This window comes from Paenibacillus sp. VT-400 (genome assembly GCF_001029205.1).
Classification (GTDB): domain Bacteria; phylum Bacillota; class Bacilli; order Paenibacillales; family Paenibacillaceae; genus Paenibacillus; species Paenibacillus amylolyticus.
This window is the reverse complement of record NZ_LELF01000067.1, coordinates 2222434-2247319: the sequence shown is the minus strand read 5'-3', so window position 1 is coordinate 2247319 and position 24886 is coordinate 2222434. Positions and strand designations below refer to the sequence as shown.

18 protein-coding genes are annotated in these 24886 nt (G+C 44.1%); 9 read left to right on the top strand and 9 right to left on the bottom strand.

Annotated features, from left to right (window positions below; all coding sequences use genetic code 11):
- Nucleotides 1–528 precede the first annotated feature (528 nt).
- Both EL84_RS20660 and EL84_RS20655 read right to left on the bottom strand, forming a co-directional pair.
- Nucleotides 529–1788: a cytochrome P450 family protein gene (locus EL84_RS20660; protein ID WP_047842923.1), complete on the bottom strand. Its 1260-nt coding sequence runs from the start codon at nucleotides 1786–1788 to the stop codon at nucleotides 529–531.
- Nucleotides 1789–2004: 216 nt separating this feature from the next.
- Nucleotides 2005–2898 carry a TetR/AcrR family transcriptional regulator gene (locus EL84_RS20655; RefSeq protein ID WP_047842922.1) on the bottom strand — a complete coding sequence of 298 codons (894 nt, stop codon included), beginning with the start codon at nucleotides 2896–2898 and terminating at the stop codon, nucleotides 2005–2007.
- A 236-nt stretch (nucleotides 2899–3134) separates the two neighbouring features.
- Between EL84_RS20655 and EL84_RS20650 the strand changes: the two genes are divergently transcribed.
- Complete coding sequence (locus EL84_RS20650) at nucleotides 3135–3782, top strand: TetR/AcrR family transcriptional regulator (protein WP_047842921.1); 648 nt, start codon at nucleotides 3135–3137, stop codon at nucleotides 3780–3782.
- Between the two features lie 19 nt (nucleotides 3783–3801).
- Complete coding sequence (locus EL84_RS20645; RefSeq protein ID WP_047842920.1) at nucleotides 3802–6126, top strand: MMPL family transporter; 2325 nt, start codon at nucleotides 3802–3804, stop codon at nucleotides 6124–6126.
- Nucleotides 6127–6312: 186 nt separating this feature from the next.
- On the opposite strand, the gene EL84_RS20640 is transcribed toward EL84_RS20645, so the two are convergent.
- Both EL84_RS20640 and EL84_RS20635 read right to left on the bottom strand, forming a co-directional pair.
- A complete protein-coding gene (locus tag EL84_RS20640; protein ID WP_047842919.1) occupies nucleotides 6313–6993 on the bottom strand; it encodes a gamma-glutamyl-gamma-aminobutyrate hydrolase family protein in 681 nt (226 codons plus the stop codon).
- Nucleotides 6994–7207: 214 nt separating this feature from the next.
- Complete coding sequence (locus EL84_RS20635; RefSeq protein ID WP_047842918.1) at nucleotides 7208–8407, bottom strand: MFS transporter; 1200 nt, start codon at nucleotides 8405–8407, stop codon at nucleotides 7208–7210.
- Between the two features lie 245 nt (nucleotides 8408–8652).
- Between EL84_RS20635 and EL84_RS20630 the strand changes: the two genes are divergently transcribed.
- Nucleotides 8653–9525 (top strand): AraC family transcriptional regulator, encoded by an 873-nt coding sequence (locus EL84_RS20630; protein ID WP_047842917.1) that lies wholly within the window; start codon nucleotides 8653–8655, stop codon nucleotides 9523–9525.
- A gap of 82 nt (nucleotides 9526–9607) precedes the next feature.
- On the opposite strand, the gene EL84_RS20625 is transcribed toward EL84_RS20630, so the two are convergent.
- The 3 genes from EL84_RS20625 to EL84_RS20615 all read right to left on the bottom strand — a co-directional run bounded on the left by EL84_RS20625 (nucleotide 9608) and on the right by EL84_RS20615 (nucleotide 15143).
- A complete protein-coding gene (locus EL84_RS20625; protein ID WP_047842916.1) occupies nucleotides 9608–11593 on the bottom strand; it encodes a methyl-accepting chemotaxis protein in 1986 nt (661 codons plus the stop codon).
- Between the two features lie 243 nt (nucleotides 11594–11836).
- Nucleotides 11837–13363, bottom strand: a complete 1527-nt coding sequence (locus EL84_RS20620; RefSeq protein ID WP_047842915.1) for a response regulator — start codon at nucleotides 13361–13363, stop codon at nucleotides 11837–11839.
- A 16-nt stretch (nucleotides 13364–13379) separates the two neighbouring features.
- Nucleotides 13380–15143 carry a sensor histidine kinase gene (locus EL84_RS20615; protein WP_047842914.1) on the bottom strand — a complete coding sequence of 588 codons (1764 nt, stop codon included), beginning with the start codon at nucleotides 15141–15143 and terminating at the stop codon, nucleotides 13380–13382.
- 206 nt (nucleotides 15144–15349) lie between these two features.
- On the opposite strand from EL84_RS20615, the gene EL84_RS20610 reads away from it, so the two are divergent.
- The 3 genes from EL84_RS20610 to EL84_RS20600 all read left to right on the top strand — a co-directional run bounded on the left by EL84_RS20610 (nucleotide 15350) and on the right by EL84_RS20600 (nucleotide 18436).
- On the top strand, nucleotides 15350–16663 hold the full coding sequence (locus EL84_RS20610; protein ID WP_047842913.1) for an ABC transporter substrate-binding protein: 1314 nt from the start codon (nucleotides 15350–15352) through the stop codon (nucleotides 16661–16663).
- Nucleotides 16664–16731: 68 nt separating this feature from the next.
- Nucleotides 16732–17604, top strand: coding sequence for a carbohydrate ABC transporter permease (locus EL84_RS20605; protein ID WP_036670879.1), 873 nt, complete (start codon nucleotides 16732–16734; stop codon nucleotides 17602–17604).
- A gap of 1 nt (nucleotide 17605) precedes the next feature.
- Entirely contained in the window at nucleotides 17606–18436 is an 831-nt protein-coding gene (locus EL84_RS20600) for a carbohydrate ABC transporter permease (RefSeq protein ID WP_017688542.1), read from the top strand.
- Between the two features lie 117 nt (nucleotides 18437–18553).
- Here the strand turns inward: EL84_RS20600 and EL84_RS20595 are convergent, their stop codons facing one another.
- Together EL84_RS20595 and helD are read right to left on the bottom strand one after the other, a co-directional pair.
- Nucleotides 18554–19258 carry an SDR family oxidoreductase gene (locus EL84_RS20595; protein ID WP_047842912.1) on the bottom strand — a complete coding sequence of 235 codons (705 nt, stop codon included), beginning with the start codon at nucleotides 19256–19258 and terminating at the stop codon, nucleotides 18554–18556.
- Between the two features lie 221 nt (nucleotides 19259–19479).
- A complete protein-coding gene (helD, locus tag EL84_RS20590; RefSeq protein ID WP_047842911.1) occupies nucleotides 19480–21894 on the bottom strand; it encodes an RNA polymerase recycling motor HelD in 2415 nt (804 codons plus the stop codon).
- A 369-nt stretch (nucleotides 21895–22263) separates the two neighbouring features.
- Here helD and EL84_RS20585 point away from each other — a divergent pair, with 369 nt between their 5' ends.
- The 3 genes from EL84_RS20585 to EL84_RS20575 all read left to right on the top strand — a co-directional run bounded on the left by EL84_RS20585 (nucleotide 22264) and on the right by EL84_RS20575 (nucleotide 24818).
- On the top strand, nucleotides 22264–22581 hold the full coding sequence (locus tag EL84_RS20585; RefSeq protein ID WP_017688544.1) for a winged helix-turn-helix transcriptional regulator: 318 nt from the start codon (nucleotides 22264–22266) through the stop codon (nucleotides 22579–22581).
- Between the two features lie 146 nt (nucleotides 22582–22727).
- On the top strand, nucleotides 22728–23606 hold the full coding sequence (locus EL84_RS20580; protein ID WP_047842910.1) for an SDR family oxidoreductase: 879 nt from the start codon (nucleotides 22728–22730) through the stop codon (nucleotides 23604–23606).
- A 231-nt stretch (nucleotides 23607–23837) separates the two neighbouring features.
- Complete coding sequence (locus tag EL84_RS20575) at nucleotides 23838–24818, top strand: aldo/keto reductase (RefSeq protein WP_036608033.1); 981 nt, start codon at nucleotides 23838–23840, stop codon at nucleotides 24816–24818.
- Nucleotides 24819–24886: the final 68 nt, after the last annotated feature.

The following is a 24886-nucleotide window of genomic DNA, read 5'->3' as shown; positions in this document are numbered from 1 at the left end:
CAAAATTATCTGCTGGAAAGCTCTAATTCATATTGATAAATTAACTTCCCAAAATCACAGGTCTTACACTATCAGACGTCGAAAAAAAAATCAAGCAATAATTTAAAATTAATTTTTTGATCTGATTACGCGTTGGAATGAAATTGATATCCTTCGAAAACTTTTAAGCCTTCTGTGTTAAGTAATTTCCCTGTTACTTCAGGCTTTTGAGGACTTTTGTCGAATACTTCTTCACACGAGATCATGATGTTGCCGCCAGCAATTTCCGCTAATCGATCATGAGCCGAATGGTTCGTTTCCTTCTTTGCGAGCTTGCAGAGCAATCTCAATGGCTTTATGCATGAATTGTTCATCTTTATTCATAAGGTTTACCTCCACCACAAAAATTATGTACCCCACTTTATCTTTTACATTAAGCAGTGTTCAATCCATTAATATGTTTCTTGTTCATTCCATTCTATCATCTATACAAATAAAGAGTATGACGATAATTCGTCATACTCCAATGGGTCACACTAAGTTTATCTATTAAAATTTTACGGGCAATGCTGCCAATCCCTGTGATGACAAAGCAGAGTGCCAATGAATCTCTTCCTGAGGAATACTGAGCTGAATATCCGGTAGCCGACGTAAAAGCGTAGTAAACGCCACGTCCCCTTCTACACGAGCAAGCGGAGCGCCAAGACACATATGAATGCCGTGTCCAAAGGCCAAATGCCGTTTTATTTTGCGTTCGATATCCAACTCTTCGGGGTCAGTGAACTGCTGCTCGTCCCGATTCGCTGATTTCAGAAGGGGAATCACAACATCTCCCTTTTGAATCAATTGTCCATCGAGCTCCGTGTCCTGTGTTGCATAACGAGGACCTGAGGAAGTCGCGGGTCCGTTAAATCGCAGCAACTCCTCTACCGCAGAAGGAACCAGATTCAGATCTTGTTTCAGTTGTTCCAGTTGTTCGGGATGGGTCAGAAGAAGATAAGAACCAGTTGCAATCAGATTGGAAGTTGTCTCATGTCCGGCAAATATCAATAACGTGATCATGGATATTAATTCATCTTCATTCAGTCGATCCCCCTCTTCCTCAATCGCAATCAATTGACTGATGAGGTCATCTGAAGGTTCTACTCGTTTGTTCGCCACAAGTTGTGAGGTGTACTCTGCGAATGATCGCAAGTGCTGCGCTACGGCAGGATCCTGTTTACCAAAACCAAGACCTTTTGCAATAGCTTCAGACCATACATGAATCTGAGGTCGGTCTTCCTGAGGTATACCCAACATTTCGGAAATAACGTTTATTGGGAAAGGATAGGCATAGTCTTTTACAAGATCCATCTCTCCCTTTCCTTCGAATTGGTCAATCAACTCATCGGCAATTTCCTGGACGCGTGGACGCAGGCTTTCCATATATCTTGGCGTGAACGCTTTGGAAACCAGGCTACGCAGTCTTCGGTGATCCGGTTCATCAACAAAGAGCATCGACTTTCCGGTAAAAAAGGTCTGGGGTTCCGATGAACCAAGCTCACCTGAGAGATTCTTTCGAATATCATTGCCACTATCAATAGAGTTCATATCTACCGTAAATCGAGAGTGATCTTTCAGCACTTCCATGGCAACGTCCATCCGAGTTACAATCCAGGTTTGCCCTGCTCCACCCATTGGATTAGGAATAGGGACAACGGAACCTTTGGCACGCATCTGTGCAAACATGGCAAATGGATCTTTACTATTTTCTTCGCTAAACAAATTAAATTCTGCTTTTTCTGATGTCTGGTTATTCGAATGATTCATAATAATCTTCCTTTCGAAGTGAAGTTATTCAAATCTATGGAAATATATGTTCATTCCGATTATATACTACTCGTATATTTAATTTCAAATATCATAGTTTAAACATCATAAAACAACTGTTATAACAACATTTTATTAATATACTAATAGTATATTAATAAAAAATACGGGCATAAAAAAGCAAAAAAAGAGGTCGGCTACGAGCCAACCCCCATATTAATTACGTTGCTTCACTAGTTCCAAATACCACCAACAGGCTTCGGTCAGTCTATTGGCTTCAGATTGAAACGCACTGGATTTGTACTCTTTGTGAAACGCTTGAAGCACCACTTCGATTACAGGAATATTTAAATCGTCTTGATCCTGTAGTAGCGCTAAAAGCCCCTTCGAAAGTTGCTTGAATGATGCAGATTCCTTGGATTTTTGTACACGGTTGTTGAACTCATCAAATTCGATCAATATATTATCGATGTCCAGACCCATATCATGGTTACGCTCATCGGCATTCAGGAAATAGAGAGACTGAAAGTCGAAAATATGTTCATTTCTCTGATGCATTGTTCTTAGGATCACTTCAATGTACGTTAATACTTTGGGAACCACTTCGCTCCATACCGGTTTTTGCGTATTTAGACTTCTTGATGTGTTGGCAATCTGATGTAATATGCCGTAGCACAATATGGCCCCTTCGTTGGCATATAAGCTAATATCGTTCCCGTAAACCTGAATCAAGCGTGTGGACAGCCATTTTAGGTGAACTGTAGCCAGTTTGGCTGAGTTGATCTCCCCGGAATAAAAACCCGTCCAATATAATTCCCATACTCGCTCTTTATTAGGTACAGACATAGGAATCGCAATCTGATCTACGAGCAGGTCATAATCCGATGTATAGTGATTTTGTTCAAGCTCTTTACGAATGAAAACATCCTCTTGTATACGCTGATCAATAATAGAATATAAACAGTCTTCTTTGGAACTGAAGAATTTGTAGAATGTGCCTTTGGATACACCCGATTGATCCAAGATCATCTGGATTGTTGTATTTGCATAGCTGTGCTCTAAAAATAGTACAAGTGCTGTTTCCAATAAACTTTGTTTACGACTACTCATATCTCGTTATCGCCCCAAGTTTTTCTATTGATTTTAACATTCATTCCTCAGGAGTTGAAGCATTGATTCGCAGTATAGCTGTCATATAAAATAATTGCTCAATGAGTAAATTTGCACAATGGGCAACTTGTTTGTTATGATAAACCTCACAAAGTGCATATTAAGTAAGTGTGCTCTTCTTAAAAGAATTAAACCATAGTCATTGGTGTTGGAGGTGAACGCATAAGCGGAGAATAATGATCAAACGAAACTTGCGACATTTGAAGAAAGAAGCAACTGAAAAAGCACTTGCTAGTGCTGCATTTGAACTTACCCTTGAACATGGGCTTGATGGCTTTACGGTTGAAGATATCGTGCATCAGGTGGGTTGTTCCCGCAGAACATTTGCAAACTACTTCACATGTAAGGAAGAGGCAGTAGCCAGAGGCGCAATATCCGTTCAGAATACAACGGAACTCGAAGAGTTGCTCACCGAATTGCCCGACAACGTCTCCTTGCTTGACGTACTGTATAACCTGATCAAGATGCAGCTTACAACAGAACTAATAGGAAGACTTCATCAGCTACTATCGCTATCCCAGACCTATCCCGTGCTTGAACCGCATTACCTTGGAGCCATGCACCGGATGCAGACGCAGGCACAAGATACCTTATTAGACTTATCTAACGGGAAGTATGACGAGATCTATACTTATCTTTTGATCAACGCACTATATGGAACAATACTGCCATTAATTGATGGAAGACTCAATGTGTTACTGCCCGGACAAGTCATTACTGAAGATACCAAGCCCGGTGTTTTAACATTCGATCAATTTTTGGAAACCACGTTTAATCATTTACGGGCAGGATTTGAACATGTCAACCATCCACATTCATCATAGAGGAGTGTAAAATAGAGAAATGTCTACATTATTATACAGAGTGGGGAAAACCGCTTTTAGCAAACCTGCCTATTTCATCATTGGCTGGGTTTTAATTCTGGGAATTGTCATCTCCATGATCAGCATCAATGGTATTCACATCAGTTCCGAAATGAAGATTGAAGGCACAGAGTCACAGAAGGTTCTGGATCAATTGGCAAAAGAACTGCCTGCCGCCTCCGGCGGTCAAGGAAGTGTTGTCTTCAAAGCTCCAGACAACGAGCGTTTGGATACGCCTGAACGTTTGGCCGCCATGATGAAAGGTGTAAATGAAGTTTACGGATTAGACAAAGTCATTAACCCTGCGGACTATGCAGCTGAAGCGGGTAATTCGGGTGCTCAGGCGGAGATGGCTCAGAATGCTCAGGCTACTGATATGGCGCAATCCGCAACAACCACGCCTCCTCCCTATGGACCTTTGATGGTAGATGGTGTTCCTGTACCTGGAATGCTGATCTCTTCGGACGGCAGCATTGCACTGTTCCAGTTCCAATTTACAATTGAACAGTCTGCCATAACACAGGATGTATTTGATTCCGTTATTCAATCTGTTATGACGGTAGAGCAAGGAACCAATATTAAGGTACTGCCGGGCGAAACGCTCAAAACGGTATCGATTGGGGTCGGCTCGGCTGAGATTGTCGGATTGGTGATTGCTGTCATTGTATTGCTGATCACCCTTGGCTCCGTTGTTGCAGCAGGTCTGCCTCTGATCACTGCACTCCTCGGTGTTGCCATTGGAGTTGGTGGTGCGTTCTCCATCTCCAAATTCATTGAAATGCCTAGTGTCACTTCCGTTCTAGCTCTAATGGTTGGATTGGCTGTTGGAATCGATTATGCGCTCTTCATTGTTAATCGCCAGCGTCGAATGATCATTGATCAAGGCTTGAGCGCAAAAGAAGCAACGGCCAGAGCCATTGGTACATCGGGCAGCGCAGTATTTTTTGCCGGATTAACCGTCATTATTGCACTGTGCGGTATGCTTGTCATCGGTCTCACATTCTTGTCTACGATGGCTTTGGTCGCAGCTGCCACCGTGCTCATCAACGTATTTGTTGCTTTAACCCTGTTGCCGGCTTTACTGGGATTGGTAGGAGAACGCATCTGTTCCGCCAAAGCTCGTGAGAAAAGCGCGAAACATCCTAAAGCCACTAACCACGGAGTCGCGAACAGATGGGTAAAATTCGTTATCAAAAATCGTTGGGCTACCATTATCGCCATCATCGTCATTCTTGGTTTTGCCGCGACACCTATCGCGAAAATGGAAATGGGTATCCCCGGAGCTTCCTCAGCGAATCTGGATACAACTGCAAGACAAAGCTACGATGCCATCTCCGAAGGTTTCGGAGAAGGATTCAACGGACCCCTTATTCTGGTAGCAGAGCCTAATCAGTCTTCCGCAAAAGTTACACCGGAACTCTTGGGTGGTCTGGTGATGGAACTTCAAGGTCAGAATAACGTTGCACAAGTCACACCGCTTGGTATGACAGAAGATTTAGCTATTTTCAGTCTCATTCCAAAAACGGGTCCTAACGATAATCTCACTAAAACACTGGTCACTGATCTACGCGAGGCTGATTCCAGCATCGCACAGACCTATGATGTGAAACTCGGAGTTACTGGACTCACAGCTGTTAACATCGATATGTCTGCCAAACTGGCGCAGGTGTTCCCTATTTATGTAGGCATTATTATCCTGTTGTCACTGATCATTCTGTTACTCGTATTCCGTTCGATCATCGTTCCCATCAAAGCAACAATTGGTTTCCTGCTTAGTATCCTGGCTACATTCGGGATCACCACTGCTGTATTCCAATGGGGCTGGCTGCATTCGCTCTTTGGTTTCGATACCGGTGGCCCGCTGCTGAGCTTTATGCCGATCATCGTAACAGGTATCCTGTATGGCCTGGCGATGGACTATCAAGTCTTCCTTGTGAGCTCCATGCGGGAATCCTATGTGCATGGTCATCGCGGGACCGAATCCGTTGTTCATGGGTACAATCAGGTAAGTCGCGTGGTTGTTGCCGCAGCAGTGATTATGGTCTCTGTATTTGCAGGATTTATATTCACTGACGATGTCATGATCAAACAGATTGGTTTCACTTTGGCGGTAGGCATTCTGATTGATGCTTTCATCATCCGTATGGGCTTGGTCCCTGCCATCATGGCTATTTTCGGAGACAAAGCTTGGGCACTTCCAAAATGGCTGGATCGCATTCTGCCAAACCTAGATGTTGAAGGCGAGAAGCTGATTGCTTCCCTGAATGCTGAAGAGCATGCCAACACGAAGTCTGGATTAAAATAATCATTCCACAACAATCGTAATGGTAATACCATGATTACTATTACGACTACATTCACCAATACAAAGACCTCCTCTGTTTTTATAAACAGGAGGTCTTTTTTCTTTTTCATATTATGCGGTTATGTCTTCAATATGGGTACTATAGCGTGGGGATTTAGCAGCATTAACAAACGCCGCAAATAACTTCTAACTGTAGTCATCTACTTTGTAGCTGTACTCTGGATGCCACTGCACAGCCAAAACAAACGAGCGGTTCGGCATTACCGCGGATTCAACGAGTCCATCTTCAGCGACGGCCACAGCAGTTAACTTATCCGATAACATCTTGATTCCCTGATGGTGGTAGCTGTTCACTTTTATCGTATCAGTTTGCAAGATATCACGAAGCAAATTATTTTCCTCAATATGTACATCATGTACAAGATTCGTATACGGCGGACTTTGCTTATGATTAACGAACTTGTTCACATGAAGCTGAAGACTAGTCGGAATGTCTTGATATAACGTTCCACCCAACATAACGTTAAATAGTTGTAGTCCACGGCATATGCCAAAGGCAGGTTTATCAAGCTCAATTACCTTTTGTAATAATATCGACTCCATCATATCGCGTTCAATACACAACTCTCCGCAGGTAACCTCTGCATGCTCATGATACAGCTCAGGATTGAGATCATGTCCCCCGGTGAACAGGAACCCGTCGAACTGATTAGCCAGCGTTGCTATGATCTCGGTATCCGTTGTCAAAGGCAGCATAATTGGAATCCCACCTGCTCCTTCTATGGCGTTCATATAATCTGGAAGCATCCAGTAACTTTTTTTGTCAATATCGTACAAAGGCAGAACACCGATCATCGGCTTTTTCATGGGTTCCCCTCCTATCTTTTCATTCATTTTATCAGATCTCTTCATATACAAATTCACTGAATTATTGCATTTTCCTACCTTTACAATCTGCGAACCCGTTACATCCGGAATGCTGGAAAACTAAAAAAAAAACAAAGCCGCATAACAGCGACTTTGTTTGTAGTTCATATACTATATATACGCATTCATGCGTTTAGTCTAGACAGCATCTCATCTAAGCTGCTTTTACAGTGGTTGCTTCGTCTGAATTCACTTGGATGGAACGCTGGCATATCAGGGTTATGACAAAAGCCAGCAAGGCAAGCATCACAGCAACTGGAGGCACCCACTGGACACCACCCATATTGACGGCAATTCCCCCGACACCAGAGCCTAGCGCTATACCTACATTGGCCGCCACAGGCAGGAGTGTAGATGCAAATGCTTTGGACCCCGGCGCGATCGATCCTGACACATCAAACAAATATAACTGGGATGCCGCGCTCATGGAGGATGACACACATCCAATCAGGAACAGGAATGCCAAGCCGATCCACAGATTGGAAACGGCAAAACTCATGCCCAGGAAGAGGATCGCTTGGATTACGAAAAGCCCCTTGAGCTTGGGTAGGAAATCACCCTTGGCTATTTTGGCACCAATCCAGTTACTCAGGATGCTGCAGGCGCCATAGATCAGGAGTATGGCACTAATCCATTGTACTGGCACACCCATCGTCTCACTCAGGAGTGGTGTAATGTAAGTAAAAACGACGAAAATACAGCTGTTTCCCAGTACAGGGATCAGACAGGCCAGCAATATCCGTGGCTTCACAAAGAGAGACATCTGATCACTGAACGAACCTGCAATCGTTGTTGTTTGGCGTGGCAGAATACGAAACATGAATACCAGCGGCACAACACCTATGCATGCTGTAACAACAAACGTCATGGACCAGCTCAGATGTTGTCCGATAAATGTACCGAGCGGAACACCTAGCACATTAGCGATTGAAAATCCGCCCAAAATCCAGGCGATAGCTTCCCCTCTTCGCTCCCGGTTCACTGCGTCGCTTACGATCGAGATCGAAAGTGATATCGTAAGTCCACAAGCAACGGCCGACACGATGCGAATGGCCATCAGAGAAGAGAACGTTGTTGAGAACACGGTCAATAGATTTAATGCTAACACGATTGCAAATCCGATCAATATGGAACTCCTTCTGGATATTTTGGCCAAGAAGGCCACAGCAAATGGTGTACCCACTGCGTATGCAATCGCAAAACCGGAGACAAGCATACCCGCGGCAGCAATTGATACTTTCATGTAACTTTCAATTTCCTTCAACACACCCACGATAACATACTCGGTTGTTCCCAGTACAAAGCTAACAAGTGTAAGCGTTAAAATAAGTAGGTTCTCTCTATTTCTAGTCATAAATCAATACTCACTAATCCTTTCTATTGTTGCAAGCGCTTCAATTCTGTCTACGATCATTAATTCATGTATTTTCTGCTTTCCCATCCCTTCACTTTCGATATATAGTACATTTTGGATAGTGAAATTGTACTGTCAGATATACCATGGCGACAATCAAGGTTGTTGTGGTTTTATTGCAAAACATTATATATGTTGTCATTTCAACACAGACTTTCATTACTGATTCTGAAGGGAAGACATAGATGAATACACACCACGAATCCGGCCAACGGCATCCAAATCGAGATTGCACCATTATTTATGTAGGCAAACTGGCCGACAATCCCCATTGGAGTTTTCCGACGCATAAACATGACGATCTGCATGAGATTATCTACGTAACTGAAGGCAAAGGATTATTCACCATTGACGGTACCAAACACTGGGCTCAGAAAGGGGACATGCTCATATATAACAAGGGTACTCTTCACGAGGAGAAGTCCAATCCTGAATTCCCGTTATCCACCTTTTATTGCGGCTTTCGTTTTACAGAAGGCACCCAGACCCTTGAGGATTGGGTCATTCCTCCCTCTAACAATCCGATCATTCGAGCCAACCGATATTCCGATGAGCTCCATTCGTTAATGCAGACTCTCTTCAATGAATTTTCAATCCGGGAACATGGATACGAGTCGATCTCTGAGCATGTCCTGAAAGCAATACTTCTGATCGTCGATCGGCAGTCCCGTCAACAGCTTCCTAGTGGGGAGATCGTTGGGAGCAATGCCCTTGCTGAGAGCATTAAAGACTATTTGGATACCAACTATCGGCAGAACATTAAACTCAAAGAATTGGCAGATCAATTTCATATCGATTTTTATTACTTAATTCATATGTATAAAAATCACTATGGCACTTCTCCTTATCATTACCTGATTCAACGAAGAATGGGTGAAGCCACCCGATTATTAGTCTCAACCAACAAAAAAATATGGGAAATTGCCAAACTGGTCGGTTACGATAACCCCAATTACTTTACGATTTTATTTACCAAAACGGTTGGTGAATCACCACGAAGTTTCCGAAAAAAGAATCAAAAGGATATGTTCGGGGATGAGGTGTCACATTCTTACTAATCTTACTACATGCAAAAAGGCGCTCCATTGGGGGAGCGCCTTTTGCTTTACATATTTCTTTACACATTTACTTACTTCTACTCTAGAGCTTAAACCGGCGAACCAGTTCTTGCATATTCTCAGCTGTTTTGGATAGCTGAGCAGATGATGCGGATATCTCCTGCATCGCCGCCATTTGCTCTTGGGCTGCTGCTGAAGTTGTCTGAGCACTATCAGCCGATACTTTAGAGATATGACTCATCGCGGCAACTGTAGCCGACACTTCTTCCGTGCTGGCTGACAACTGTTCTGAGACAGCGGAAATATCCTGAATTTGATCCACGATATGTGTTGTATACTGTTCAATGTTCGATATGGTTACTGAAGCCTCTTGGCTGATCCGTATTCCTTCACCAACTTGATTACGAACTTTATCATTCATAAGAGACGTGGATTTGGCAATCAGATCAAGCATTTTACCAATAGTAGCGCCAATCTCGTCCGCACTTTGTTTGGATTGCATCGATAACGTGCGCACTTCACCAGCAACGACAGCAAAACCTTTTCCGTGTTCTCCTGCTCTTGATGCTTCAATAGAGGCATTCAGTGATAGAAGATTGGTTTGCCGAGAGATATCCGCAATCGCTTCATTCATTCGATTGGCTTCAGCGGATAGACTGGACAGCTCGTTAATCAATGCCGAGGTTTCTTCAACAGCTCCGAGAATATGTTCCATTTGTTCTCCGACCTGGTTTATCGTTTTCCCACCATTAGCAACAGCGCGCTCCGTCTCTTCAGCCGAATCCACAATCGCACTCGCAGATTCTGCAATTGTACTGATGCCTCTCGCCATCTCTTCTACGGCATTCGCGGTTTGTTCCGAATTCTCCGCCCCAACGATAGCTGATTCCGCAGTCTGTTGCATGGTTTCAGCCACATGTTGAACCGATTGGGTGGTTTGTTCTGTACTTTCCTGAATCATCTGGGAAGAGTGACTTAACAACGATGAAGTCTGGTGAAGTTCAGCAACCACCGATTGAAGGGAGATGGTCATTTGGTCAAAATCATTTGCCAATATACCAAATTCGTTTTCGGTTTTAAGATTAACCCGTTCGGACAGATTCCCTTCGCTTACGCTGCGGGTGGCCTTTCGCAGTTTTTGCATAGGTACGATAAAAGATCTCAGAATGAAGAAAATAATTACACCGGCAATCAATACAGATATAACAATGACCGTTAGACTCGATAACATAATGGGTTTCGCTGCGGCGATAAAATCTTCATGGCCCATCAAAGCAATGACATTCCAACCCGTCAAAGCATTAACACCGTTATATACCTCCAGATCATACGCCAGATCCGTTCTGACAAATTGGGAAAATGCCATCGGTTCATCGGAATTTGAAGCCGTATTTGGATGGACTGGAATTCCCTCGATGAGTGCTCCGCCGAGCTCTCCTCCTCCACCTTTTGCAATCGCACCGGACCAAGCTGCAATCGTTCGATTGGAGTCCACTACAATCAGACTTCCATTGCCTCCTACATCAACATATGATAACGCTTTTGCTAATGGCTCCAGATCAAGTTTAATACTTGCTACACCATGTTCATCTGAAAGAGCTTTTGAAATCTCTACATAAATCTTCCCGGATGCCGGATCATTCATAATACTCGAAAAATAGAGTGATCCATTGTTACTTTCACCATTGGCATACCATTCTGTGCTGCGTGGATCGTATGTTGCATCCTCTATTGCTGGAGAAGATATAACACTGCCTTGGTCGTTGCCTACGGTTATGGCAAGAATATCAGGGTATGTATCAGCTAACTGGTCGATTCCTACTTGTAGTGCTTCATTGTTCGCCTGACTGGGGTCGGAGCCATACATACTGTCTATATAACTCAATAATGCCGCTTTTTCCCCCACCAGATTGTTAATATGCTGTCCGGTCATCGTTAATATGGTATTGATGGGCTCTGTCATTTTTTGTTGTACTTGATCTTTGGCACTATGATACGAGAAATATCCGATAAGTGCAGTGGGGATAATAAGTACCGCAAGGAAAGCTGCAATGAGTCGAGTACTCATTAATCGTAAAACGGCTCCTCCTTTCTTACAAAATGACCTTTTTTCACTTTCCTTTTTCAAGTTCAATCTTCCTCTCTTTATTCATTTTTGGTAGAACTAATCGGCCAGTAAACGCAAAAAAACCCATATATATGCACACCCAAAGAAACTTTGAGCATGTATATACATAGGTATTGCCTGAATGAATTCAGTAACAAGCCGTATTTGTTTAGTATTATAACATAAATAAAAAGGGTTTGTTAACTATGATTGGGTCTTTATACCAGACATCTGTTGTTTATAATCCGTAGGACTTAGCCCCGTATACTCTTTGAACACCTTCGAGAAATAGTGCTGGTCGCTAAATGACAGTACATCGGAAACCTCCTTAAACTTCATGTCGGGTTGACTTTCCATCAGTCTGCATGCCTCCTGAATGCGAAGCCGGGTGTAATACTGGACAAACGTAATTTGTGTTGCATTTTTGATCACTCTGCTGACGTACGACGGGCTAACGTGAAACTTCATGGCAATGTCGTTGATAGATAATTGAGAGTATTTATTTAGTTTTACGTAATCGTCAATCTGTTCGAACAGGATCGCCTTGCTTTTTCGAACGTGGGATTGCAGCATATCGAAGCACTGTCCCGTCCATTCCGCCAGTTCCTGGCAAAAATCGGCATAGGACTGTGCCTGGGCGAATTGTCTTGACCGAAGCTCCAGACCCAATCTCATGCCCGCCCCCTGTTCCTCGTACAGATGAGCAAACGTGTCTACAATCAATCCAATAAACCGATCCACCTCGGTCATATGTACATTTTCCTCTGCCCATCGATTCAGCAATTCGGATAACTTAAGAGCAAACCGTTCTTTCTGCCGAGCCTGTATCATCTGTACAAAAGCTGATTCCTGCAGCGGATCCAGACAGCCTGTCTCAGATCTGGCCATCGACACCGGATTCCCGGTATCCAACACTATTCCTTGTTTCAACCGTTGCTGCTCAGACAAAATGGACGACATTCGGTGATAGAGCTCCGGCAGATTACCAGACTCAGCGAATAGAAGTTGTCCTCCAATGATTGCATCGATGTCATGCGCAACCAAATGCCGTCGCATCGATTCAAGACATTCATGTACGGAAGAGTACACCTCAAGTGCACTCTTGTTGACAAAAGCGATAAATTGATATGAAGTTTGACTGGTGTAAACACGACAAGGATGGAATGCAAAAAAATCCTGCACTAAACCCTCAAGTTCCACCTGCACCCAACGTTCATGCCCTGCGGTAAAAGGCTGTCTGCTCATAATGATCATCATCTGGCTGAATAAAGGCGGAAAATGCTCCCCCTGTTTCGACGTAGTCTCACATTGGGGATGAATGATTTCCTGCAAATCCAGCAGTTCCTTGGACATCTGTTGATCAAGTTGGTCAATTACCCGACCCATGACTTCTTCAAGCGCCTCTCGCTCGACGGGTTTTAACAAATAGTCAAACACTTGCAGGTTCAATGCTTTTCTTGTGTATTCAAAATCGCTGTAACCGCTAATCAAGATGACCTTCAGATCCGGGTTGGCAATTTTGGCTTGCTCAATCAGGGACAGTCCGTCCATTTTCGGCATTCGTATATCGGTCAACAGCAGATCAATCGGTGACTGCTTTATCGCCGCCAAGGCTTCCTCTCCATTTGTTGCCGTAGCCGTTACACGAATCGGGAAGCTCAGCGTTTCCAAGAGCATTTTAATATTACGTAATATCGGTTTGCTATCCTCAACGATCATAACGTTATACATCGCCTATGCCTCCTAGTTAGTAAAAATCCTTCGTCAGTGAGCCGATGATTTGAATCGTTGCTCCATGTTGCTCTTCCGCATGATTGTTAAATATATTAATAAAGAGCCGGTTGTTATACATTAGTTTGAGTCGATTGACACTGTTGATAATCCCCATGTTACCAAGGGCTGTGGCACGATCGGCAGTCTGGTTCATTCCGGAACCCGATGCCTGAATATTGGCTAAAATCTCCTGGATCTTATCCGGTGGAAAGCCCTCTCCGTTATCTTTGATCTCCAAAGCCCATAATCCGTTATATTGCTTCACGGTAATCTGGATACGCCAAGGCGGCGTGGTGTTGGCAAAGGCATGTTCAATGCAGTTTTCCACAAACGGCTGAATGACCAACCGCGGCAATCGGATATCGTTCGCCAGCTCGTCAGCACAGATGTCCCACTCCAGATCCTCTTCGTACTTTTGTTGTACAAGGGACAGATAATGTCTCGTATGTTGAAGCTCCTCAGCCAAAGTCACATGCGCGTATGGTGAAGAGACAATATAACGCAGACTGTCCGAAAGATGTTTGCACATATCCGATACAACTTTGGTCTTCCCCTCTTGGGCGGCAATACTGATCAGGTATAAGACATTATGAATAAAATGAGGTGCAATCTGGGCTTGCAGCGCCGAATTACGCGCCTTTACTTCTTCATGAAGCGCCGATTTTTCCCGGTCAATGGATTGCTGCAGCCTCTCCATCAGATCCTGAAAGGCTTCATTCAGCAATAAGAGATCGTTATTCTTCGGCGTTTCATCCACTTTCAGATTCATATTGCTGTAATTCATGCGCCAGATCTGACCGCGTAGCTTGCGGATAGGCAGCAGCAGGTTACGTGTCGACAAGAAGATATACACAAACGAAACCAGCATCAGTGCTGTAATCAGCAGAATGGACATCGTCTGAACCGAATGAATCGAGCCTAGAACAGATTTTTTGGGCGTTATGATATACGTGATCCAGCCTGTACTGGGTGATGTGGAATGTGTGATATAATTGTCGTTTTTGTCCACATCCAGTCCCTCGTCTGATGCAGGCTTTGTCCATTTGGTAAATGTCGCACCCGCTTCCGAGCCCGTCATCTGCTCCCCTTGTTCATTCAGAATATAGACATCGCCAGCGGTAACTCCCTCCGTTAGGTTCTGTATATAGGCCTGTTCCATCTGGATGCTAAGATAACCGTACACCTTGCCGTTCTGATCATTGATCGTGCGAACAAAGGAGATCGTATCGTCTTGACGCAGCAGAACAAAACCACTTTCCGTCCAATCTCGTCCGACCTGACTACTCTCCATCATGGTGTTCAGTATTGCGGGTTGATTGCCCGAACCAAGGTATGATGTCAGGAGAACCCCGTGATTGTCGTAGATGGACATGTCCTTGATATTCATGCTCGGCCCGATGGCCTGAAACATGATGTCTTTGATGATCCGAATCTGTTTCAGTCTTTCATAATTACTATGCGCTGAGGAGCTCTTGTCCATGGCTGCAAATATATTTTTGCTGGATAATATTCGCTGCGACATTTGGTTCTGCTGTTCTACGTAAAGGTCAACCTGCTCTCTTACCTTCGTAGCTGTAACGAGCGTATCCTGCTCTGTTTTCAGTTTGAGCGGGCGGACTACGATCACATTCACATAAACGATAAAACAGCCCAACACAAACAAAAGCAGAGCCAGAAATGTCAGAAACACCTTTGTCTGCAAACTGAATTGAGTTGCTTTATGTATGAGCTTTGCCATTCTCAGAGATGCCCTCCTGTTCTGACATGATGTGAAATCCCTTATATTCATGTCTACTCTATCACGGTATTTCATGAAATGATAGCGATTTCAAGTTCAGGATTTTACACATCAACGTTCAAGCACAGACATGTACCGGGGCGAGAAAAGAATCTATAATCGGACTTGTAAACGGATTCACTACATGTTTCAGAGGGGGATTTGCATTGAAAACAATAAAAAGAAAAAAGGCGTTTTCTATTATTCTGGCCAGTTTATTATCTGTCTCGTTAACGGCTTGTGGATCAGGAGGTACGGATTCCGGCACTGCTGCTGGCGGGGACAGCAAGAGTGGCAAAGTCACATTGGAGCTGGCAATCTCTAAAAGTTCTCAGGACTCTGCCTTTATCCAGCAGGACATTCTCGATGCATTCGAAAAACAAACAAACATTCGTGTCAATTTGCAGCTGATTCCGGCGGAACAAACAACAACTGTACTGCAAACCAAACTGGCTGTAGATGAAACGCCTGACATTATTCAGTACAATCTGGCGAGCGCAGTCACGGACCTGAACCTTGAACGTAACTTCGAGATTCTGGATAACGAGCCTTGGGCGAGCAGAATTGTGAACAAAGACGTCCTCTCTTCTGGTGGCCATCTCTACAGCTTCCATGTCAGCCAAGATACGGGGATGCAAGGGGTCGTTTATAACAAACAAATCTTTGAAGAACTCGGGTTGTCGATTCCAACCAACTACGAAGAATTCCTGGCGATCTGTGAAAAAATCAAAGCGAGTGGCATTACACCTGTATTCATGCCTTACAAAGATGCCTGGGCTGCCAACATCTGGCCTGCTGCAGCTTTTGCCGATTTTGTAGCCAAAAATGAACCGACTTTTTTTGATGAATTGAACAGCAATAAGAAAAAATGGTCTGATATCCCGGAATTCAAAACATTCCTGGAACAACAATATGAAATTTACACCAAAGGTTACACCAACACGGATGTGCTTAGCGACAGCTATGACATGGCCGTAGGTAAATTCCTGAACAAGGAAGTTGCCATGATGTTTATGGGCGATTGGTTAATTGAAGGCGTGGCCGAGCAAGATCCAAATATGGAACTGGGCGTATTCCCGATTCCATCGTCAGACAATGCCAGTCTGGGTGCAAGTCCACTCGGCGGACAACTGTTCATTCCGAAGAAATCCAAACATCTGGATGAAGCCAAAAAGTTCCTGGACTATATCGCTTCCAAGGATGTCGCACAACAGATCGTCGATTCCAAAGGATACGTATCTAATTTCAGTGACGTTACGACACCGGAACTGCCAGCTTACAAACAGGATATTGTAGATAATTATATTACGCCGAAGAAAACTGTGCTGACAACGGATGCATACATGCTGGTTGATCGCAGCGAACTGTATCGGTTGTTACAGGATCAATTCGCGGGTGGTTTGTCACCGGAAGAAGTACTGAAATCCTGGGATGAGAAGTTCAGTCAGCTGATGCAGGATAAAGGTGTAGAAGGTTTCTAAAGAGTGAAATATAAGGCAGCATAACAGGATCGACCGTTATGCTGCCTGGCTATAACGGAGTGTGAGACATGAAAAGGACTAAAAATCTGTACTCGTATTACATGATATTTCCCGCACTGATTATCTACTCCATCTTTTTTGTTGTGCCTGCTCTCGCCGCTTTCTATTATTCGTTCACGGATTGGCGGCTGGACCGGCTGGAGCTGAAGTTCATCGGGTGGGATAATTTCCAGAAAATTTTCTCAGACAAAACGCTTATTCTGGCGCTGAAAAACACGGCAATATTTGCAATCGTCACCGTCGTTGGCAAAAATGTCATCGGTCTATTGCTGGCCGTAGGACTTAACATGCGACTAAGAACAAAGAACCTGCTGCGCGCGATCTTCTACTCCCCTTCCATTCTCAGCATCCTTGTGATCAGCATTCTGTTCACTCCCATGTTGCGTACCGAAGGTACAATCAACAATTTGTTGGAATCTGTAGGATTACATTCGTTAAGCCAAGCTTGGCTTACCAACCCATCGATTGTGATCTGGACGATTGCCATCGTCTCGATCTGGCAGAGTGCAGGGTTCCAGATGGCTATCTATCTGGCGGGCCTGCAGTCCATTTCTCAAGAGTATTACGAAGCAGCAAAGATTGATGGCGCAAGTTCGTGGAGAAGTTTTTTCAAAATCACACTACCACTCTTGCTGCCCGCGATTAACATTAACCTGATGCTGACATTGATCGGTGGACTCAAAGTATTCTCCGAAGTATATGTCATGACCGGTGGTGGCCCGGGTAACGCTTCACAGGTGGTAGGTACAATCATTCTGCGATCTTTCGGCGAAGGCAACTGGGGACTTGGTACGGCGGTCAACACCCTTCTGTTCGTGGTCGTTACCATTATCGCTATACCACTATTGATCTTCATGCGGCGTAAGGAGGTTACGGAATAACATGGGCTATACACGCAAACTCGCCATCCGCAACTATATCGTGGAAGGTTTCCTGATTCTGGCCTCTCTTATCGTTCTGTTGCCGCTTGTCATTCTGATCTTTGGTTCTTTCAAAACCAGCGCCGAAGTGCTTAGCTTCTCCCTGAGTTTTCCGGAAACATGGCAGTTCTCGAACTATGTTCGTGTCTTCCAGGAAGGTGGTCTGTCGCGAGCGTTCTTCAACAGCATTTTGATTACTGGCGTATCTTCCATCATTAATATCGTCGCTTCTTCGGCAGCGGCATTCATTCTGGCACGTCGGGAAACCAAACTATCCGGCACGATCTACATGTATTTCTTCATGGGACTGATTGCGCCAATGTCGATTATTACGACTATACGGGTTGTACAGGGATTGGGATTCTACGGCAGCATCACAAGTGTTATCCTGATCTACGCCGCGTTAAATACAGCTTTCAGTGTATTCTTGTATAGTGGATTCATCAAAACCATTCCACGAGCGCTGGACGAAGTGGCATTTCTGGAAGGAGCAAGTGTGTTCGGGGTGTTCTTCCGCATCGTCACACCGCTCATCCTGCCCGTTAACGCAACGGTAGCCATCATGGTGTTCATGTCCGTCTGGAATGACATTACAATTCCGGTGTACTTCCTGACAGACAGTTCCACATGGACGATGCCACTGTCGATCTACAATTTCTACGGCAAATATAGCCGGGACTGGAACCTGATCTTCGCCAATCTCGTGCTTACTTCCCTGCCTGTATTCATCCTGTATCTATTCGGGCAAAAATATATTGTCAGCGGCCTTACTGCCGGTGCAGTTAAAGGTTAAACCTCATATTCTCACCGTTCTTGAAGGAATGGAATTAGAGAATTCATGACAGACTTAACCCCCACCAGATCTGGCGGGGGTTGTTTTATTTATAGCGAGAAATGTATCTACACCTCTCTATTTTTGAAACAATTGCGGGTAAAGGGCAGCAACACCACCAGCAAGACCCTGTTGTACATTCCGACTAGTATCATCAGCAATAATTTCGTAGAGATCCGCTTCAATGGAATCTATTGCAATTTTGGCAATATCCGTTGGGCTCGTTTTTGGTGCATCGATACCTGCCGTCATATCCGTATCCATGAACGCCACGTGCAATCCGGCAACGCTAACGTTCTTAGGGGCTAATTCGAGACGTAATGCATTCGTAATTCCCCACTGAGCGGACTTTGCAGCTGAATATGCTCCTGAATTACCAAGGCTGAGCCAAGATAGAGCAGACAGGATATTCAGTATCGAACCTCCCCCATTCTTCTCTATTACCGGTGCAAACGCACGAATCATTGAAAGCGTACCGAATACATGTGTATTGAATTCCAAGTGAATATCGTTCAGCTCACCCGTGAGCAGAGAAGCACCCGTAGCGGAACCGGCATTATTGATTAGAAGGGTTACATCACTAGCTATCTCAGCTGCAGCCATGACAGATTGTGGATCCGTAATATCGAGTTGCAGTGGAATAGCCCCGGGCAGATCAATGGATTCAGGGTTTCGTGCCCCAGCATACACTTTGGTTCCCCTCGCCAGCAGTTCAAGAGCAAGCTCCTTGCCCAACCCTCGATTAGCCCCACTTACAATAGCAACTTGTTTGGAAATATTCATTTATTATTACTCCCTCTCATTGAGAATTTATTCATTTTCGAGTTGTTATGGGAATGATCATTCTCATAATCTCTAATAACAATCTATCACATCAGGAACGATCAGTAAAGAATAACTTTTATGATTCATGTCTTTATAAAAAGAAGATGCCCGATAACCTTTGAAATAAGGCTCCGAGCATCTTTCTTTGGTCCTTCATTGAGAACGGATTTACATATGGATTATGATTTTATGTCATACAGATTCGCAGGTAACGCCTGCACAAATGGTGACCAGTCACTCACTGTATATAGATGAAGTCGGTGCATGGCCCGTGTGCAGGCCGTATACAGAAGCTTGCGATCATATTCCTGGCTGTAAGCAACGGGTGAAGCATCATAGACCAGGACAGCATCGAACTCAACGCCTTTGGCGAGATACACAGGAATAACCATGATTCCTTTTTCGAAAATCTGTGTGTCCTTTGTTATGAGCTGCAACCCTTCGCCGCCTTGACTTTGCAACCTTTCATAGGCGTCACGGCTTTCAGCCGCGGTTTTCGTAATCACAGCGATGGAATCGAACCCCTCCGCCTTAAGCGCGGCGATGTCTGCGAGAATCTGCCCACCACGCAGCTTTTCGTCCTTCAATCCTGTTAAAAGAGGCTTCTGATCTCCCCTTTCAAACGGTCTAATCTCTTCTCCCCCTGGTAACATCTGTCTCGTGAATTCAACAATCTCTTTGGTTGAACGATAACTGCGTACGAGCCGTATCAATGTAGTTTCGCCTGCTCCGTAAAGGTGAACCAGTGGCGAGTTGGATGCTGCCAAATCCGTAGCCTGCATAAAAATCGCCTGCCCGAAATCCCCCAGCACCGTCATGCGGGCACGAGGAAACAGTTTCTTGAGATATTCGTATTGAAACGCCGAATAATCCTGACCTTCATCAACAAAGACATAACGAATCTCTGTGTTCGTCCGTACGCCTTCGATCATCTCTTTTACATATAAATACGGAGTAGCATCCTCATGGAACAGCTTGTTCTGAAGGATCATTGCCTTGGTCTGTTTACAAATCTCAGGCCAGTGCTGTGGGGGGATTGCCCCATTCGTTTGTTCCCGATAAGCGGTCTCATCTACAAATAGTTGTTCGTATATCCCTTTCACATCCACGAACTGGAATTTCCGCACACTCTTTCTTAAAGGTTTAAACATGTCTTTCACCAGTTTCTGACGAAGCAACTCCTCTTCTCGCACTGCAAAGTTAAAGGCACCCTCATCTTGCACTGCGCTGTCATTACCGTTATCTCGTGCTGCGTATTTTTCCGCTACATCGAATACAGGCTTTTCTTTGTGCAACATGCGGAAAGCTTCCACATACTCATCCGTGTCCAGATAATTCAACTCCTCCAGAACCCAGTCTGCTTCCCGTTCCAGACGTTCCAGCGAAACAAGTTCTCTCAGCAACCATTCCTGCAAAAGAAGTATACGGTTGGACAAGGTAAGATTCTGATCCAAACTGTAAAATTGGGTCTTGATTTGGTCTGAACTGATGAATTCACGTCCCCGAAATTGAATGCCGTTAAACCGCATCCCCTCTCTTCCTAACCACTTACCGTAGTTTTGGAGCACTTGCAGGAATGTCTCGGAAGCTTTGTACTTGATCGCCTCCATACGAGCTTCATATCCCGGATCATTCTGAGCTGTCAGCACATATTCAATCTGATCAAAGGCATCCTCTGGTCGGATGGAGGAATCCAGCCAATAATTCAGATATTCCTGGAAAGTCGTCTGCTGCATATTCTCTTCCCCAAGTTCCGGGAGCACAGTCGAGATATAACTGGTAAACATCGGATTCGGCGAGAAAAGTACAATCTGATCTGCTTTAACTGTCTGGCGGTGTTTATATAGTAAGTAAGCGACTCGCTGTAACGCAGCCGACGTCTTGCCACTGCCAGCTGCCCCCTGAACGATAAGCATTCGGCTTCGGTCATCACGGATGATGGCGTTTTGTTCCTTCTGGATAGTTGCTACAATACTCTTCATTTGTGAGTCTGCACCCTTGGCGAGCACTTGCTGCAACAATTCGTCACCAATCGTCTCAGTTGAATCAAACATGCTATGAAGTTGCCCATGTTGAATCTGGAATTGACGCTTGAGCTCCATCTTTCCTTCGATTCGTCCTGAAGGTGTGTCATAACTTGCTGGCCCGGGAGAGTGATCATAGTACAGACTCGCAATTGGCGTACGCCAGTCATAGATTAGAAAGTTCAAACCATCTTCATCCATGAAGGATGATACGCCGATGTAGATCTGTTCAGTCAATGTCATGCCTTTTTCCTTATAGTCGAAACGGCCAAAATACGGCGTTGGAAGCAGTCTCTTTGTATTTTTCCATTGTTGTGTTAACAGCTTGTGCCCGCGCTCCCTCTCCGCCAACACTCTCGACTGCTGATTAATGGTATAGAATGCATCTTCAAAATCCGTGTACGAACCGGTATTAATCGTCACTTCTTCCCAGAACCGTTTACGAATTTCGGCAACCTGTTCATGCATTCCGGCAACCTTCGGTTCTAACTCGTCGAGTCGTGCCTGAAGCTTGTTCCTCACCTGCACTAGTCTTTCCTCTTCCAACTTCCATTCCACTGTTTTATCCATGAATGAGTCCACTCCCTTTTCCATTTATTAGGGCCAAAAAAAAGAGCATTGACAAATCGGAATGTCGGATGTAAAATTAAATTAGGAGAAATAATGATTCATCCTTTACATTCAATATAAATGTCAATTGCGCTATAGATTATATCATGGCTTTTTTTCACGTTCAATGCTTTTTTTCGTTCTGTCTGAGTTGAACAATAATTTATATTATATAAGGTGTCCCTCGAGCTACACTAGGGGCATCTTTTTTTGTGTCCTGGGCATGGTTCATACCCTGAATGCGCTGTAAGCTATACACCCCTTTATAAATTCGATAAAATGAACGAAACATGAAACATGAGTTGATGCTTTTGGGAGGGATACATAAATATGAATATAGAACCTGTGGAGGACCGTTGTCCTGTTGAGTTTGCAGTCAATATGATTGGTGGAAAATGGAAGTTATTAATTATAAATCGGCTCATCCGCCATTCAACAATTCGATTCAATGAATTACAGAAAATGCTGGACCCCATTACGCATCGCACATTAACCAGGCAATTACGAGAACTTGAAGAAGCTGGTTTGATAAACCGTGTTACCCACCCTGTAGTTCCGCCTAAAGTCGAATATTCCCTTACAGAAAAAGGACAAAGCCTGACTTCGATCTTGTTTCAGCTAGGTGATTGGGGATCGAAACATATGTAAAACGCCTTCCCATAGTATCCTAAGGGATACTCTATATCATTAATGTGCGTACTTACGCTCCTATTCTAAATCCGTTATGCTGAGGTCATTGCTGAGTGTTAACTCATTCATTCCAATCACATATTGAAAGGAAGTTATTGACCACTATGACACAAAATGATCGATTTTTAGTATATGGGGCATCGGGCTCCCAAGGCGGCGCTGTCGCTCAATTACTCGTTCAACAAGGTTGTGAGGTTCGCACGATTACTCGAAATGAGGCAACAGCCAAAACACTAAAGGAACAAAACATTGAAGCTTTCATCGGGGATCTATCAGATGTGGAACAGCTTCATACGGCGCATGAAGGTGTAAGTAAAGTCTTCCTGAACCTGCCGGTGGAGTTCAATTCGGATAAGATCAGACAATATACCAAAAATGCAATTGATGCTGCTATACAGGCAAACGTTAAATTGATTGTAGTTAACACGGGTACCTATGTTCCTGACCCTATCACCCATTCCAAAGGAATTGAATTGAAACGTGAAGTTATCCATGAATTGCAGCAAAGTGGTCTTCCATATATCATTGTGGAACCCATTGTATACTTGGAAAACTTCCTGATTCCCGGAATACTGAACAATGGCGTTTTGGCCTACCCGGTACCAGCAGACAGGCCGATCTCCTGGATTAGCTTAAACGATGCAGCTCAATTCCACTATTATGCCTTGACTCATTCGGAATTGGCAGGAAGCATTATCCCAGCACCCGGATTAGAAGCCCTGACAGGTGAACAATTAGCGGAACAATTCAGTGCTGTATTAGGTGAAAAGATCAGCTTCATGTCTCTACCTTTTGACCATTTTGAAGCAGCGATTCAGCCTTTGTTGGGAAGTGAGACAGCAGCAGGTCTTAAAGGATTGTACCAATGGATTGATGGGCATACAGATCTTCTTCCACGGTATCAAGAGTTGGATGATAACATCAAAGCCAATCTTAAATTAACCCAAATAAGTGATTGGATTCATCAAACAATGATTAAATAATATTTTATGAACAAGCCCTTTGAATCTCCACTGGAGAAACGAGTGGCTTTTTCTTTTTATATGAGAACCTCAATAGACTCAACTGATTCAAATTCAGAGATTCTGATAGGATTAGGCAAAAGTTTGATAGAAATGTGGTACAGGTTGTTCCATTCGTTATGACATAATAATGTGTAAATAGATCACCATACAGGTGGCAATAATAAACATTAGAAAGGATTTGAACATAACATGGAATATACGAAACTTGGTAATACAGGCTTGGACGTATCTCGATTTTGCCTGGGATGTATGGGATTTGGGGATGCCAGTAAATGGGTTCATGAATGGGTACTGAACGAAGAAAATTCTCGCCCCGTGATCAAAAAAGCACTGGATCTAGGCATTAATTTCTTCGATACAGCGAATGTATACTCTCTGGGTACAAGCGAGGAATACCTTGGTCGGGCATTAAAGGATTATGCCAATCGTGATGAGGTTGTCATTGCAACCAAAGTACACGGACAAATGCATCAAGGACCCAACGGTTCTGGTCTTTCCAGAAAAGCCATCCTGAGTGAGATTGATAAAAGCCTGAAACGATTGGAAACCGATTATGTGGATCTCTATATCATTCATCGTTGGGACTACAATACGCCTATTGAAGAAACCATGGAAGCCTTACATGATGTGGTGAAGTCCGGTAAAGTGAGATATATTGGCGCTTCGGCCATGTTTGCATGGCAGTTCCAAAAAGCATTACATGTAGCAGAGAAAAATGGTTGGACCAAGTTTGTCTCCATGCAAAACCACCTGAATCTCATCTACCGTGAAGAGGAACGAGAAATGTTGCCTTTATGCAAGGAAGAAAAGATTGGTGTGACTCCCTACAGTCCTCTTGCTTCAGGCAGGTTAACCCGTGACTGGTCCGTATCAACACTTCGATCCGAGACAGACAAAATTCAGAAATCCAAGTACAATGCGACAAGTGATGCAGATCGGCTTGTTGTTGAACGAGTTGCATCCATTGCAGAAAAATACGGTGTCCCTCGCACACACATTGCACTTGCCTGGTTGCTGCAAAAAGACACTGTAGCGGCACCAATTATCGGTGCCACCAAAATATCGCATCTGGAAGATGCGGTAGGTGCTCTTTCTGTTAAGTTGACCTCAGAAGACGTCTCATTCCTTGAAGAACCCTATGTACCTCACCCTGTAGTAGGTGCTCAATAATCGCTTTTGCTTAAAATATAGAAGACCTCCTCTTTCCGTATCCGGAAGTTGGGGGTCTTCTTTTTATA

Coding starts and splice junctions, on each gene's coding strand:
- EL84_RS20585 (WP_017688544.1), top strand. CDS start 22,264: ATGAATATAGAACCTGTGGAGGACCGTTGTCCTGTTGAGTTTGCAGTC.
- EL84_RS20655 (WP_047842922.1), bottom strand. CDS start 2,898: ATGAGTAGTCGTAAACAAAGTTTATTGGAAACAGCACTTGTACTATTT.
- EL84_RS20595 (WP_047842912.1), bottom strand. CDS start 19,258: ATGAATATTTCCAAACAAGTTGCTATTGTAAGTGGGGCTAATCGAGGG.
- EL84_RS20575 (WP_036608033.1), top strand. CDS start 23,838: ATGGAATATACGAAACTTGGTAATACAGGCTTGGACGTATCTCGATTT.
- EL84_RS20625 (WP_047842916.1), bottom strand. CDS start 11,593: ATGAGTACTCGACTCATTGCAGCTTTCCTTGCGGTACTTATTATCCCC.
- EL84_RS20615 (WP_047842914.1), bottom strand. CDS start 15,143: ATGGCAAAGCTCATACATAAAGCAACTCAATTCAGTTTGCAGACAAAG.
- EL84_RS20620 (WP_047842915.1), bottom strand. CDS start 13,363: ATGTATAACGTTATGATCGTTGAGGATAGCAAACCGATATTACGTAAT.
- EL84_RS20630 (WP_047842917.1), top strand. CDS start 8,653: ATGAATACACACCACGAATCCGGCCAACGGCATCCAAATCGAGATTGC.
- EL84_RS20605 (WP_036670879.1), top strand. CDS start 16,732: ATGAAAAGGACTAAAAATCTGTACTCGTATTACATGATATTTCCCGCA.
- EL84_RS20635 (WP_047842918.1), bottom strand. CDS start 8,407: ATGACTAGAAATAGAGAGAACCTACTTATTTTAACGCTTACACTTGTT.
- EL84_RS20600 (WP_017688542.1), top strand. CDS start 17,606: ATGGGCTATACACGCAAACTCGCCATCCGCAACTATATCGTGGAAGGT.
- EL84_RS20580 (WP_047842910.1), top strand. CDS start 22,728: ATGACACAAAATGATCGATTTTTAGTATATGGGGCATCGGGCTCCCAA.
- helD (WP_047842911.1), bottom strand. CDS start 21,894: ATGGATAAAACAGTGGAATGGAAGTTGGAAGAGGAAAGACTAGTGCAG.
- EL84_RS20645 (WP_047842920.1), top strand. CDS start 3,802: ATGTCTACATTATTATACAGAGTGGGGAAAACCGCTTTTAGCAAACCT.
- EL84_RS20650 (WP_047842921.1), top strand. CDS start 3,135: ATGATCAAACGAAACTTGCGACATTTGAAGAAAGAAGCAACTGAAAAA.
- EL84_RS20640 (WP_047842919.1), bottom strand. CDS start 6,993: ATGAAAAAGCCGATGATCGGTGTTCTGCCTTTGTACGATATTGACAAA.
- EL84_RS20660 (WP_047842923.1), bottom strand. CDS start 1,788: ATGAATCATTCGAATAACCAGACATCAGAAAAAGCAGAATTTAATTTG.